Origin of the sequence: uncultured Roseovarius sp., assembly GCF_963972555.1 — a bacterium.
Lineage (GTDB): Bacteria > Pseudomonadota > Alphaproteobacteria > Rhodobacterales > Rhodobacteraceae > Roseovarius > Roseovarius mucosus.
This window is the reverse complement of the sequence record NZ_CAXAUM010000026.1, coordinates 1-13,880: the sequence shown is the minus strand read 5'-3', so window position 1 is coordinate 13,880 and position 13,880 is coordinate 1. Positions and strand designations below refer to the sequence as shown.

At 63.3% G+C, this 13,880-nt stretch carries 15 protein-coding genes and 1 pseudogene; 11 read left to right on the top strand and 5 right to left on the bottom strand.

What is annotated here, in order from left to right:
* Positions 1–131 precede the first annotated feature (131 nt).
* From AACZ65_RS17295 to AACZ65_RS17255, 9 genes are all read left to right on the top strand, one after another.
* Positions 132–311, top strand: coding sequence for a hypothetical protein (locus tag AACZ65_RS17295; RefSeq protein WP_037270264.1), 180 nt, complete (start codon positions 132–134; stop codon positions 309–311).
* A 26-nt stretch (positions 312–337) separates the two neighbouring features.
* Positions 338–1,486 (top strand): TRAP transporter substrate-binding protein, encoded by a 1,149-nt coding sequence (locus AACZ65_RS17290; RefSeq protein ID WP_037270266.1) that lies wholly within the window; start codon positions 338–340, stop codon positions 1,484–1,486.
* A gap of 106 nt (positions 1,487–1,592) precedes the next feature.
* Complete coding sequence (locus tag AACZ65_RS17285) at positions 1,593–2,099, top strand: TRAP transporter small permease (protein ID WP_296631747.1); 507 nt, start codon at positions 1,593–1,595, stop codon at positions 2,097–2,099.
* Positions 2,100–2,108: 9 nt separating this feature from the next.
* Entirely contained in the window at positions 2,109–3,437 is a 1,329-nt protein-coding gene (locus AACZ65_RS17280) for a TRAP transporter large permease (protein WP_339673022.1), read from the top strand.
* Between the two features lie 9 nt (positions 3,438–3,446).
* Positions 3,447–4,754: a histidinol dehydrogenase gene (hisD, locus tag AACZ65_RS17275; RefSeq protein ID WP_339672980.1), complete on the top strand. Its 1,308-nt coding sequence runs from the start codon at positions 3,447–3,449 to the stop codon at positions 4,752–4,754.
* A complete protein-coding gene (locus tag AACZ65_RS17270) occupies positions 4,747–5,505 on the top strand; it encodes an SDR family oxidoreductase (protein ID WP_339672978.1) in 759 nt (252 codons plus the stop codon). Before hisD ends, AACZ65_RS17270 begins: the two co-directional genes overlap by 8 nt.
* Positions 5,502–6,485 carry an alcohol dehydrogenase catalytic domain-containing protein gene (locus AACZ65_RS17265; RefSeq protein WP_339672976.1) on the top strand — a complete coding sequence of 328 codons (984 nt, stop codon included), beginning with the start codon at positions 5,502–5,504 and terminating at the stop codon, positions 6,483–6,485. Before AACZ65_RS17270 ends, AACZ65_RS17265 begins: the two co-directional genes overlap by 4 nt.
* Before the next feature lie 15 nt (positions 6,486–6,500).
* Entirely contained in the window at positions 6,501–6,905 is a 405-nt protein-coding gene (locus AACZ65_RS17260) for a universal stress protein (RefSeq protein WP_296633354.1), read from the top strand.
* Between the two features lie 9 nt (positions 6,906–6,914).
* The gene (locus AACZ65_RS17255; RefSeq protein WP_339672972.1) at positions 6,915–8,027 is read left to right on the top strand and encodes an alpha-hydroxy acid oxidase; all 1,113 of its coding nucleotides are present in this window, start codon (positions 6,915–6,917) and stop codon (positions 8,025–8,027) included.
* Between the two features lie 17 nt (positions 8,028–8,044).
* Here the strand turns inward: AACZ65_RS17255 and AACZ65_RS17250 are convergent, their stop codons facing one another.
* Positions 8,045–9,169, bottom strand: a complete 1,125-nt coding sequence (locus tag AACZ65_RS17250) for a transporter (RefSeq protein WP_339672970.1) — start codon at positions 9,167–9,169, stop codon at positions 8,045–8,047.
* A 324-nt stretch (positions 9,170–9,493) separates the two neighbouring features.
* The gene (locus AACZ65_RS17245; RefSeq protein ID WP_297541729.1) at positions 9,494–9,922 is read right to left on the bottom strand and encodes a hypothetical protein; all 429 of its coding nucleotides are present in this window, start codon (positions 9,920–9,922) and stop codon (positions 9,494–9,496) included.
* A gap of 398 nt (positions 9,923–10,320) precedes the next feature.
* Between AACZ65_RS17245 and AACZ65_RS17240 the strand changes: the two genes are divergently transcribed.
* Positions 10,321–11,085, top strand: coding sequence for a Hint domain-containing protein (locus AACZ65_RS17240; protein ID WP_339672966.1), 765 nt, complete (start codon positions 10,321–10,323; stop codon positions 11,083–11,085).
* A 2-nt stretch (positions 11,086–11,087) separates the two neighbouring features.
* On the opposite strand, the gene AACZ65_RS17235 is transcribed toward AACZ65_RS17240, so the two are convergent.
* Positions 11,088–11,588: an Lrp/AsnC family transcriptional regulator gene (locus AACZ65_RS17235; protein ID WP_297541733.1), complete on the bottom strand. Its 501-nt coding sequence runs from the start codon at positions 11,586–11,588 to the stop codon at positions 11,088–11,090.
* A 200-nt stretch (positions 11,589–11,788) separates the two neighbouring features.
* On the opposite strand from AACZ65_RS17235, the gene trxB reads away from it, so the two are divergent.
* A complete protein-coding gene (gene trxB / locus AACZ65_RS17230; protein ID WP_339672963.1) occupies positions 11,789–12,733 on the top strand; it encodes a thioredoxin-disulfide reductase in 945 nt (314 codons plus the stop codon).
* A 48-nt stretch (positions 12,734–12,781) separates the two neighbouring features.
* Here trxB and yghU read toward each other — a convergent pair whose 3' ends face one another.
* Positions 12,782–13,642 carry a glutathione-dependent disulfide-bond oxidoreductase gene (gene yghU / locus AACZ65_RS17225; protein ID WP_339672961.1) on the bottom strand — a complete coding sequence of 287 codons (861 nt, stop codon included), beginning with the start codon at positions 13,640–13,642 and terminating at the stop codon, positions 12,782–12,784.
* A 116-nt stretch (positions 13,643–13,758) separates the two neighbouring features.
* Positions 13,759–13,880, bottom strand: a pseudogene (locus AACZ65_RS17220) (S-(hydroxymethyl)glutathione dehydrogenase); the annotation flags it as partial.

Sequence of the window (13,880 nt, the reverse complement as noted above, 5' to 3'; positions counted from 1 at the left end):
GGCCCGGAGTATTTGTGTCGAACTCTGCCCGTCTGTAACGGGATTTCAGGAATATAACAGCTTGCGCGAAAATATGTAAGCGCTTACATTTCTCTCGAATCGTCGGCAAATCCGGCGAGAGGGAGGGCCGCATGTTCCTGTTTGCCGCATTGATCCTGTTCGGTGTCTTCGGCGCGAATGTAGCGCTGGGGGCCTTTGCCAATGCCGCGTTTCTGACAGGTGTGGGGGAGATGCTGCTGCTCTTGGCGGCGGTCGTGACCTTTGTCGTCGCCACGTTGAGGAGCGAGGCGGCGCGCAAGCGCGGAAAATAAAACCAAATCTCAGGGAGGAGATACGAATGAACGAAGAGAGCAAAGAGCTTGCGTCCGAGGAGCGGCGCAATTTCCTGAAACTGGCAACCACCGGCAGCTTTACCGCCGCGGTTGTCGCGGCGGCGGCGGGCACGCTGTGGTCATCCGAAGCAAGCGCACAGACCGCCAATGAAGAGCGCGAGCGTGAGGCGGCGGCAGAGCATGTGATGACGCTGGCCACGGAATATGTGGTAGGCACCACGCGCAGCTATCCGATGATGCAGCTCGACGTGAAGGAGAACCTGCAAAACGCCTCGAACGGCAAGATTTACGTCAAGCTGGCCCCCGGTGGACAGTTGGGCGTGGGTTCGGCGTTGGCGCAGAAGGTGCAGGGCGGCACGATTAATGCCGGGCAATTCTCACTCTCCAATTTTGCCCCGTTCGCCCCGGCGGTGGACCTGATCAACATGCCCTATTTCTGCGGGGCCAATCAGCGCTTCGTCAATCTTGTGACCTCTGACATCTGGAAGAAAGAGGTGAATGCGCTGGTCGAGGCGCGGGGATTCAAGCCGATGTTCTATTTCTGCATCGACCCGCGTGTGATGGCGGTGCGCAAGGGCGGCGGCGGGCCGATCATGACACCTGCGGATTTGCAGGGGGTCAAGTTCCGCGTGCCCGGCTCAAATATGTTGCAGCAGTTCTACCGCATGGGCGGTGCCAATCCGACGCCGGTCGCCTGGGGTGAAACGCCTTCGGCCATCAAGCAGGGTGTGGCCGATGCGCTTGATCCTTCGGTGGGCGCGCTCTATGCCTTTGGCTTCAAGGATATTCTGAGCCACGTCACCTTTACCCAGGCGGTGCCGGACAGTCAGACCTATGCCTGCAACCTCGAATGGTTCAACAGCCTGCCCGCCGATGTGCAGGAGGCGATTGAATGGGCGTCCGAGATGAGCTTTCACCAGAACCTTGCCAAGGTGCCGTCGGCGCGCACCTTTGCCATGGCAGAGATGAATAAATCCGGCGTGGAGTTCCATTCGCTAAGTGACGATCAAATGGCCGAGTGGAAAGACACCGTGGGCTATCAGCGCTCGGAATGGGACAGCTTCAAGACCGAGCTGGCCGGGTCGATGGAGACCTTTGACAAGCTGGTCGAGGCGGCGGGCACAAAGGGCAAATACTACGTCCACGACGCCTGAGCCATGAGCGGCCGGGCGCACGCATGACCGCCGCGCCCGGTCTATGCAATGAGAACGACAGAACGGCCGGGGCCGCCATGCGCGCCCCGAACCGGAGAGGTTTGACATGCTCAGCACACTCGACCGCAATCTGGAGCGATGGGCGCTTCTGATCTTTTACATGATGCTGGTCGTCACCATGGCGATCGAGGTGATCCGGCGCGAGGTATTCGCCTATTCCTCGGTCTGGGGCGAAGAGATCGTGCGCTATGCCTTTATCTATCTGGCGTGGATCGGGGCGGCGGCGGCGGTGCGCGAACGCGCGCATATCCGCATCGACGTGATCATGCATTATGTCGGGCCGCGCATGAAGGCGGCGCTTTATATCCTCGGTGATCTGGTGATGGCGGCGGTGGCCATCGTGGCGCTCTACTGGTCCTGGGAGACGGTGCTGGTTTCAGCCAAGTTCGGCTCGGTCAGTGCCGGGTTGCGGGTGTCGATGGTGTGGTTCCTCTTGGCGGTGCCGGTGGGCTTTGGCCTCATGCTGTTGCGCCTTGTGCAATCCTTCCTGCGCGATCTGCGCGCCCTTCGTGACGGGACGCCCGTGCACGAAGGCAATCAGCTATTCGACTGAGGGGCGCTGATCATGTGGAATACCTTTGCGCAAACCGTCGATCTGGGCTGGGATTTTTACGGGCCGGTGATCCTGTTCGTGGTGCTGGTGGCCTTGGCGGTGCCCGTCTGGGCCGCTATCGGATCAGCTGCGATCGTCATGCTGATGTGGTCCGGCGCGCTGCCGCTCAGCCTTGTGGGCGAGAGCCTGTTTGACGGGATCGATGCCTTTGCGCTGACGGCTGTGCCGCTCTTCATCCTGACCGGCGACGTGCTGGTGCGCACCGGCCTCAGCCGCAAGTTCCTGAACGTGGCAGAGGCCCTGACACAGTTTGCCAAGGGCGGTTTCGGCTCGGCTACGGTGCTTGTCTGCGGGATGTTCTCGGCCATCTCGGGGTCGGATGCGGCGGGGGCGGCGGCGGTCGGCCGGATGACCATCGACCGGCTGGTCGAAAGCGGATACCCGCGCCCCTATGCCTGCGCGCTGGTGGCGGCTGGGGCCTGCACCGGCATCCTCATCCCGCCCTCCATCGCCTATATCATCATCGGTCTGGTGCTGGGCATTTCCGCCTCGACCCTGTTCATGGCCGCGCTCATTCCGGGGATGCTGATCCTCTTGTCGATCCTGATCACCAATATCGTGGTCAATCGCATCTATGGCTATGAGGGCGGCGGCAATATCGGGTTTAGTGAGTATTTTGCCAATCTGGGCCGTGCGCTGGCGTCGGGCTGGTATGCCTTCATCGTGCCGGGGATCATTTTCTACGGCATCTTTTCGGGGCGGCTGACGCCGACCGAGGCGGGCGCGACTGCGGTCATTGTCACGGTGATCCTTGGCTTTATCCTTGGCACGCTCAAGCTGGCGGATTTTCCGGCCATGCTGATCAGTTCGGCCAAGGTCAACGGGGTGATCCTGCCGATCATCGCCTTTTCGCTGCCGCTGGCGCAGGCGTTGGCGATCATGGGTGTGCCGCAGGGGTTCGTGACCGCTGTGACCGGGCTGACGGACGATCCGGCGACGCTCATCCTCTTGATGATCCTGATCCTGATCGCGGCGGGCTGCGTGATGGAGACGACGCCCAATATCGTCATCCTCGCCCCCATTCTGAAGCCGCTGGCCGACAATATCGGCATGAATGAAATCCAGTTCTGCATCATGATGATCACCGCGCTGGGTGTGGGATTCATCACGCCGCCGCTTGGCCTCAACCTCTTTGTCGTGTCGGGCATCACCGGCGAATCCATCCTGCGGATCGCGTGGCGGGCGGTGCCCTTTGTCTTCTTCATGCTGATCGTGGTGCTGCTGATTGCCTATATCCCGGCGATTTCGACCACGATGCTCCCCGATGTCTACAAATAGGACCCTACCATGACCCGTGAATACCTGAAGAAAGCAACCCTTACCTCGACCTCCAATGCCGGTGATGTGCATGAGACGGTGCAGGGGATCCTGGCCGACATCGAGGCGGGTGGCGACAAGGTGGCGCTGGAGTATGCCGCCAAGTTCGACCGCTATGAGGGCAACATCATCCTGACGCCCGAAGAGATTGCCGCCGCCACGGCGCTGGTGCCGGAAAAACTCAAGCGCGATATAGAATTCGCCCATTCCAATGTGCGCCGCTTCGCGGAGGCCCAGCGCGAGACGCTGCGGGACATCGAAATCGAAGTGGTGCCGGGGCTGATTGCCGGGCAAAAGAGCATCCCCGTCCATGCGGCGGGCTGCTATGTGCCGGGCGGGCGCTATAGCCATATCGCCAGCGCCATCATGACCGTGACCACCGCCAAGGTGGCAGGCTGCAAGCATATCGTCGCCTGCTCGCCGCCCCGCCCCGGCGTGGGCGTGGCCCCGGCGATCATTTATGCGGCGCATATCTGCGGGGCCGATGTGATCATGGCCATGGGCGGCGTGCAGGGTGTGGCCGCGATGACCTTTGGTCTCTTTGGCCTGCCCCCGGCCAATATCCTTGTCGGCCCCGGCAATCAGTTCGTGGCCGAGGCCAAGCGCATCCTCTTTGGCCGCGTCGGCATCGACATGATCGCAGGCCCGACCGACAGCCTCATCCTCGCGGATGGCACCGCCGATCCGATGGTGGTGGCCACCGACCTCGTGGGACAGGCCGAGCATGGCTATAACTCGCCCGTCTGGCTGGTGACGGACGACCGTCCGCTGGCCGAAGAGGTCATGCGCCTTGTGCCCGATCTCATCGCCGATCTGCCCGAGGTGAACCGCGACAACGCCGCCGCCGCGTGGCGCGATTATGCCGAGGTGATCCTCTGCGCGGACCGCGAGGAAATGGCGGCCACCTCGGACGACTACGCGCCCGAGCACCTGACGGTGCAGGCCGAGGATCTGGATTGGTGGCTGGGGCGGTTGACCTGCTATGGCTCGCTTTTCCTGGGCGAGGAAACCACTGTGGCCTTTGGCGACAAGGCGTCGGGCACCAACCATGTGTTGCCTACCTCGGGCGCGGCCAGCTACACCGGTGGCCTCAGCGTGCATAAATACATGAAGATCGTCACATGGCAGCGCGCCACCCGCGAAGGGGCCAAGCCCGTGGCCGAGGCCACCGCGCGGATTTCGCGGCTGGAGGGAATGGAGGGCCATGCCCGCACCGCAGACATTCGCCTGCGCAAGTATTTCCCCGATGAAACATTCGACCTGACCGCCAATGGCTGAACGCGGGCTATTCGACGTCGCAGGCCGGGTGGCGCTGGTGACAGGGGCCAGTTCCGGCCTTGGTCGGCGGGCGGCCACGATTCTGGCACAGCACGGCGCGCAGGTGGTCGGCGTGGCCCGCCGCGCCGATGCGCTGGCGGGCTGGCAGGCGGAGGTGGGCGCAAACGGGGCGGTGATCGCGCAGGATTTGGCGGATCGCGATGGTCTGGCCGATCTGGCGCGGCGCGCGGCAGAGCCGTTTGGCGCACCGGACATCGTGGTGCATGCGGCGGGCATCAACACCCGACAGGTGGCGGATGAGGTGACGCCCGAGGGCTGGGATGTGACGCTGGCGCTGAACCTCACCGCGCCGTTTTTCCTGAGCCAGCATCTTGTGCCTGCGATGCGGAACAAGGGCTGGGGCCGGATCGTCAATTTCGCGTCGTTGCAATCGTTCCGCGCCTTTCCCGGCGGCATCGCCTATGGCGCGAGCAAGGGCGGCGTGGCGCAGATGACCCGCGCAATGGCCGAGGCGTGGTCGCGCCACGGCATCAACGTCAATGCGCTGGCCCCCGGTTTCGTGCGCACCGAACTGACAGCGCCGGTCTTTAACGACCCGGAGCGCGCGGCGCGCAATGCGGCGCAGACCTGTATCGGGCGCAATGGCGAGCCCGAGGATATGGATGGGCCGCTGCTCTTTCTATGCTCGGAGGCGTCAAACTATGTCACCGGGCAAATTTTGATGCTCGACGGGGGGTTCACCGCGAAATGAAGGCTTTAGTCTATACCGGGCCAGAGGCGTTAGAGTATCGCGAGGTGGCGGACCCGGTGCCGCAAGACGGCGAAGCCCTGATCCGGGTGGAGAGCGTGGGCATCTGCGGCTCGGACATGCACGCCTATCTGGGCCATGACGAGCGCCGCCCGGCACCACTGGTTCTGGGCCATGAGGCGGCAGGTGTGGTGCTGAGCGGGGCCATGACGGGCGCGCGCGTGACGGTCAATCCGCTGGTGACATGCGGCACCTGCCCGGCCTGTCGGGCGGGGCGTGACAACCTGTGCAGCACGCGGCAGATTATTTCCATGCCGCCGCGCGAGGGGGCCTTTGCCGGGCTGCTGGCGATGCCCGAGCGCAATCTGGTGCCCCTGCCCGATCATGTGACCACCCATCAGGCGGCCTTGGCCGAACCGATTGCCTGCGGCTGGCATGCGGTGCGGCTGGGGCGGGCGGTGCTGGGCGATGGCCCGCACCGGGCGCTGGTGCTGGGCGGCGGCGCGATTGGTCTGGGCGCGGCGCTGAGCCTTGGCGCGCAGGGCATCATGGATGTCACGATGGTCGAGCCGCACGCGGCGCGGCGCGCCTATCTCGACCTGCGCTGCGATCAGAAAACGCTTGCGCCCGATGCGCTCGACCCGGCTGAGCAGTTCGACATCGTGGTCGATGGTGTGGGCTATGAGGCCACACGCGCGCAGGCCTCGGCCCATGCGCGGCCCGGTGGCGTGATCGTGCATATCGGTCTGGGGCAATCCACCGGGGGCCTCGATATCCGGCGCATGACGCTGCAGGAGATCACATTCATCGGCACCTATACCTATACCGCGCAGGATTTCCGCGACTGCGCGCAGGCGATGTTCGAGGGGCGTTTGGGCGCGCTCGACTGGGTCGAGGAACGGGCGCTGAGCGAGGGCTCAGGTGCCTTTGCCGATATTCGCGCCGGTCGCGTGACCAGCCCCAAGATCATCCTTGTCCTCTGAAGAGGAGTAAGTGCCATGTATCGCAAGATCATTGTCGGCCTGTCGCTGGAACATGGGATCAGCGAGAGCGCGCTGGAGATTGCCCGCGCCCTGCGCGCCGAAGGCGGTGAGATCATCGCGCTCCATGCCTATGAACCTGTCCAAAGCTCTGTGCGCGCCTATCTCGATGAAGAGGTGGTTGAAGGCGCCTATAGCCGGGCGCAGGCGCTCTTGGCCGAGCGGGTGGCGGGTGCGTCCGATGTGACGCCTGTGATGCTGCGCGGTCATTCCGGGCGGGCCATCACCGATTACGCCGAGAAACACGGCGCGGATTGCATCATCGTCGGCTCGCACAAGCCGGGCTTGAGCGATTTTCTCTTGGGCTCCACGGCGGCGCGGGTGGTGCGGCATGCGCCCTGCGCCGTGCATGTGCTGCGCTAAGGGGGCTGCATGGGGGCCGATGCCATCCATTCCGCCGAGGATGCCCGCCGTCTGGCGCGGCGGCGTCTGCCGTGGATGGTGTTCGACTATATCGACGGGGCGGCGGGTACAGAGCATGGCGAGGCGCTCAATCGCGCGGCGCTGCGCGGTCTGCGGCTGAAACCGCGCGTTTTGCGGAATGTCACCACGCGGGATTTGTCCTGCGATGTGTTCGGACATGCGGCGCGGGTGCCTTTTGGCATCACGCCCATGGGCATGTGCAACCTCAGCACGCCGGGGGCGGACCTGATGCTGGCGCGACTGGCGGCACGGGATCGCGTGCCCTTGGGTGTGTCGACCGTCGCCTCTACTCCGCTTGAACGGATGATCGAGGTGGCCGAGGGCCATGCGTGGTTTCAGCTCTATTTCAGCGGCGATGGCAGCGGCACCATGGCGCTGGTCGAGCGGGCACGCGCGGCGGGGTATCAGACCCTTGTCGTCACGCTCGATGTGCCGGAGGTGGGCCGACGCCCGCGCGAATTGCGCCACGGGTTCAAGATGCCGTTCAAGATCGGCCCCCGGCAATTCGTCGATTTCGCGCTGCATCCGCGCTGGTCGCTGGGCACGCTCTGGCATGGCAAGCCGGAGATGGCGAATTTCCGGCAAGGGGGATTTGACCGCACAGCCAGCCGTGCGGCGGCGGATTGGTCCTATCTCGACCGGCTGCGCGCGGCCTGGCCCGGTAAACTGGTGATCAAGGGGGTTCTGGACGTGGAGGATGCCGTGCGGCTGCGTGCGGCCGGGGTCGATGCGATACAGGTGTCCAGTCACGGGGGCCGACAACTCGATGCCGCGCCAGAGCCCATTTTGATGCTGGCCGAGATACGTGCGTCGCTTGGGCCGGAGTTTCCACTGTTTTTCGATTCCGGGCTGCGGTCGGGTGAGGATATCGTCAAGGCACATGCGATGGGCGCGAATTTCGCCTTTCTCGGGCGGCCGTTGCTCTATGCGATGGCGGCGGGGGGCGAGCGCGGTCTCAACCGGCTGTGGGAGGTGATGACCGAAGAGGTCAGCCTGACGCTGGCACAACTGGGACGCAGGGATATGTCCGACCTTGCCGATACGGTACGGCGCGCGGCCTGAACCGCGCGCCAAGGGTGTCAGAACGCGTATTGCCAGCCAAGCGTTGTGGTCCAGTCGGTTTCAAGCTGGAGACCGTTCAGATCCTGATAGACCGGCGCGCCGATCTCGAGCGCCAAGCGGTGCCCGCGCAACGCCCCCTTTTGCGCAACAAGATTGACCGAGGCAAAGAGCGTCACCGTCTCGCCGCCGTAATTGTTGGGGTTGAGGGTGGGCGACGGGCCGACCATGCGGGAATCGCGCCCGCTGATGTCGCCCACGCTCTTGGCCTCGATCCGGCCCGAGAGGCTGATCCAGGGTTTCGGCTGATAGCTGGCCCATGTGGTCAACGCCACCTCATTGCCCAAGTGATAGCCGTTGTTCTTGCCGGTGCGGATCACGCCGGTCAGTTGCGCGCCCCAACCGGTGTTGCCCGACCGCGCGCTATAGGTGATGCCGGGCAAGAGATCGAAGGTGCCGGACCCAAGCTGCATCCCGTAGGGCATGCGCATATTGGCAAAGGTGCCGGCGGGCGTCAGGACGGTTGCCCGCTCTGTCGTGGACCCGGTCGGCAGGCTGAAACCGAAATTCAGATGCAGCTTGTGATTGCCCCAGTCCTTGAGGCCGTAGAGTGCGGAAACCTTGAGATCGCCCCAGCCTTCGGATTGGGTGTTGAACGTGCCCAACCGCACGGTCCCGGCAGGCCCGGCAAAGGTGATGTGATCCATCTGCTTGGTGATATAGGGCAGCATCGCCATCAGGGTGATGCGGTCATTCGGGGCATACATCGCGCCGAACATATGCATATCCATCGTCATGCTGGTGGGCACGATGCGGATATTGGGCGGCTGGCCCGGCAGGCCAAAGAACGCATTGGGCGTCACCGCCACCTGTTCGGGGCTGAGGCCGTTGGTGCCGCTGCGATAGCCCTCCATATCCATGTGCATGAAGCGATAGGACAGCATCACCTCACCGGTCTTGTGGCGGTGTTCGCCCATCACACCGATGGGGGCATGGCCATCGGCGCGGAGCGGCGGCAGGTCGGTCACGCTGACCCGCAGCCCGTCCTTGGGGGGCGTGTCACCGTCATGCGCCATGGCGGGCGCGTTCAGGCATAGGCAGAGCGCGGCGCAAAATGCACCGGCACGCAGGAAAACCTGTGTCATGGTCTTGGTCTCTTTTATTTGTGGATGCGCGTCGGGCGGGGCACCAATAGGCCCTCGAACATAACGACGTCGATCAATTGGGGAATTACGGTCTCACTCAGAGGTCATTCGGCGGGCCAATCGGGGCTGGCATGGGCCACATCGGGCCTGATGCTGCGGTGCTTGTCCCGCCATCTGGCCCGCTGGAGACGGCCCGGATGGCGGTAAGCATGGCGAAACGATCATGCGAGGGTGTATTGCCCTGTCACCGAAGTTCCCGCTGGAGTGGCCCCTCGCCGTTTAACGGCGAGACGCACGGGGTGGACCCGGTGGCACGCATGCCAGCTATCCCAGGGCCACCACGGGCGGCGCGCGCGGGCTATACCCGGCGGGCAGGTCGCCCGCCGCCGCGCGCATATCGTCGAACACACGGACGACACGCGAAAAACTGAAATGCCGCGCCTCGGGCGCGATGCGCACCTCTGTCAGCGCCGCTTGCGACTTGAAGAAAGGACAGGGCGTATTGAGATGCGGGCCGTCATGCTCGGCCTCGGCGGCAGGCGTGGACAGCGCGCCGGGATGTTCCTCGACCAGACAGAGTTCGCCCCCAAGGGCGGCGGCCTCAAGCTTGATCTGCTCTTGCACATGCAGGTTGGAGCGGGCGGCATCCGCCAATTCGTGCTGGCAATCGACGGCGGCGGCGGTGGCAACCCGAACGCTGAGCAATAGCACAAGAAGCGCGGGCCCAAGGCCAACCCCTCTCAGTCTGCGCATCCAGCGTCCAAATCTCATTTTCACCAATCCCGTGGGCCCAAGGCCAACGTCACCATTTGAAATGGGTTTCGTGACTGCGCGACTCATGATCCGCGCGTGGTTCATACATTCTAATTTTAGAATACTGTCAGGATCGTGATTGCGTCAAGCGGCACGACAAGGCCGAAAGTGATTCGCTCACATGCCTTGGAATTATGGCAAGCGGATTGGGCGCTGCGGCGACAATCCCGGCGCTTTGCACTCACTGCCCACGGTCGGCGAACAATTATACCGAAAATTTGACGCAAAGCCCGTCCTTCCCGCATATTGACCCGACTAAACAAACAGATTTGTCCATCTGTCGTTGTCGGTGGGGGCCGACGCGGTTGTGACATCCTTGAATTCGAGGTGACACAGCAATGAGCATCCCCCGCCTGACGGCCAACGCCGCCTATGCGACGCCTGTGCGCAGCATTCCCGCGCGCCCTGAACCCTCTCGCTTGCCGATGCGGCATTACACGAACCTCTGGCTGACGGCCGATGGGGGCATCGAAGAGCGCGACCAGATGGCCCCGGCGCTCCCGCTCTTTGACGCGGCACATTCCGCATTCGCGCGCGGCACGCTGATCACCACAACGCGCGGGCCGGTCGCCGTCGAAGACCTGCTGCCCGGTGATCTCTTGCAGACCTCTGCGCATGGGCCGCTGCCGGTGCTCTGGATTGGCCGGATGACGCTGCAGCGCGAGGATATTGCCAGCCGTTCGGTCAAGCTGACGCGGATCATGGCCGAGGCCTTTGGCATCGCACGGCCGATGGCCGATCTGCTTGTGGGTCCGGGCGCGCGTATTCTCACCCGCCCGCGCGATCTGCGCGCCAGCATCGGGTCGGATCACGTGCTGAGCCCCGCGCATGTGCTGGCCGATGGGATGCACGCCTTTGGCGTCACCCCGCCGCGTGCCGTGACCTTTTATCACCTTTGGCTGCGGCGGCATGCGCTGATCACGGCCAACGGCCTGGAAGTCGAGAGTTTTCACCCCGGTGCCGGGTTCGAGCGCGACGTGGGACCGAGCATGTTGTCGCTCTTCCTGTCGTTCTTTCCGCAGATTCGGGAGCCGCATCAATTCGGCCCACTGGCGCATCTGCGCCTGCCGCTCGATGCGCCCGATACGCTGAGCGTCGCCTGAGATCAGGCCGACTGGCTGAGCCGCGCCTCGAGAATTTCAAAGGGCACGCCGGGCTCGTCCTTGGCCCCGCGAATGACAAGCGATGTCTTGACGCTGGCGACATTATCGGCGGCGGTCAATTCCTCGGTCAGAAAGCGCTGAAAGGTGCTGAGATCGGGGGCCACGCATTTGAGGATGAAATCCACCTCGCCGTTGAGCATATGGCATTCGCGCACCAGCGGCCAGGCGCGGCAGCGCGCCTCAAAGGCGCTCAGATCCGCCTCGGCCTGGCTCTGCAACCCGACCATGGCAAAGACCTGCACCTCGAACCCCAGTTCGCGGGGGTCCACATTGGCGTGATAGCCGCGGATATAACCCTGTTCTTCTAGCGTGCGCACCCGGCGCAGGCAGGGCGGCGCCGAAATACCCACACGCTTGGCGAGTTCCACATTGGTCATCCGGCCATCAGCCTGCAACTCCGCCAGAATCTTGCGATCTATGGGATCAAGACGGGACGCGGCCATTTGGGGGGACTCCTTGTTCGATTTCGCGATTGTTATAGCATCATGGCCTGCATGCGCAATTATGTTTCGCTGATGCGCAAGATCATTTCCCGAATAACGCCCAGGGCAGGCGGTGCATATCCGCCCTGCAAGGGGTTACATGCCCCGCGTCAGAGGGCTATATCATGCGCCAAATCCGCAGATCACATGAGAGAGCGCCCATGTCCGACACCCGTCATACCAAATGCCTGATCATCGGTTCCGGCCCTGCCGGCTATACCGCAGGCGTCTATGCCAGCCGCGCCATGCTCTCGCCCATTCTCGTGCAGGGGATCGAGCCGGGCGGGCAGTTGACCACCACGACCGAAGTCGAGAACTGGCCCGGCGATACCGAGGTGCAGGGGCCGGACCTGATGGTACGGATGCAGACGCATGCATCGGCCATGGGCTGTGAAATCATCGGTGACATCATTTCGTCGCTCGATCTGGACAGCCGCCCCTTTGTGGCCAAGGGTGACAGCGGGACCACCTATACCGCCGATGCCGTGATCCTCGCCACCGGCGCACGCGCCAAATGGCTGGGCCTGCCGTCGGAAGAGGCGTTCAAGGGCTTTGGCGTCTCGGCCTGCGCCACCTGCGACGGGTTCTTTTATCGCGGGCAGGAAATCGTGGTGATCGGCGGCGGCAATACCGCCGTGGAAGAGGCGCTCTTTCTGACCAATTTCGCCTCGAAGGTCACGCTCATCCATCGCCGCGACGAACTCCGCGCCGAAAAGATCCTGCAAGACCGGTTGATGAAGAACCCCAAGATCGAAACCCTGTGGTTTCACACGCTGGACGAGGTTTTTGGCACCGACAATCCCAAGGGCGTGGAGGGCGTGCGCGTCCGCCATGTCGAAACCGGCGAGATCACGGAAATCCCCTGCAAGGGCGTGTTCATCGCCATCGGCCACGCGCCCGCGAGCGAGTTGGTCAAGGACAAGCTCGAGCTGCACAACGGCGGCTATGTCAAGGTCGTGCCGGGCAGCACCCGCACCTCGATCCCCGGTGTCTTTGCGGCGGGCGATCTGACCGATCACGTCTATCGTCAGGCGGTCACATCGGCGGGCATGGGCTGTATGGCGGCCCTCGATGCCGAGCGGTGGTTGGCAGAGCACGAGGGCTGAGAACGGCGCGCTGCAGCCCTGTCAGGCAGGGCCGCAGCGGCAGGATCCTCAGCCGATCTTGTCCTGTGTGCGGGTTTCGAAATCCGATGCCGAATGGCGTTCGTGCAATTGCATTTCCGGCTCTCCAAAGCTGCGGTTGACCATGCGGCCCCGCTTCACCGCCGGGCGCGCGTCAATCTTTTCCGCCCATGCCATGACGTGTTTATAGCTGGCCACATCCAGAAACGTCGCCGCATTATAAAGCCGCCCAAGGCAAAGCTGGCCATACCAAGGCCAAATCGCCATATCGGCAATCGTATAGTCATCACCCGCGATATAGGGACGCGTCGCCAGTTGCCGGTTGAGCACGTCAAGTTGACGCTTCACCTCCATCGCGAAACGGTCGATGGGGTATTGCCATTTCTCGGGCGCATAGGCGTAGAAATGGCCAAATCCACCGCCCAAGTAAGGCGCGCTGCCCATCTGCCAGAAAAGCCAGTTGAGCGTTTCGGTGCGCGCGGGCCCGTCACTGGGCAGGAAGGCCCCGAATTTCTCGGCCAGATGCATCAGGATCGACGCGCTCTCGAACACGCGCAGGGGCGTGTCGCCGGTGTGGTCCATCAGTGCCGGGATCTTGGAATTGGGATTGACCGCGACAAAGCCAGAGCCGAACTGATCGCCCTCGCTGATGTCGATGCGCCACGCGTCATATTCGGCGTCATGGCCGGCGGCGAGCAGTTCTTCGAACATCACGGTGACCTTGACGCCATTGGGCGTGGCCAGCGAATAGAGTTGAAAAGGATGCTGGCCCACCGGCAGATCCTTGTCATGGGTCGCGCCTGAAATGGGGCGGTTGATCGAGGCGAATTGCCCACCAGAAGGGGCCTCCCATGTCCAGACTTCGGGCGGGGTATAGGTGCTGTCACTCATGTCGTGATCCTCTCAATCGGGTCTGGCGGTAAATGTAAGCCTTGGCATGCCCCCCGCAATGCAAAACGCCGCACAGGGGACTGTGCGGCGCTGCGCGGTCTGCTGCCGTCGTGGGATCAGTAAACCACCACGCTGCGGATGCTTTCACCGGAGTGCATGAGGTCGAAGCCCTTGTTGATGTCGTCGAGCGGCATGGTGTGGGTGATCATCGGGTCGATCTCGATCTTGCCCTGCATGT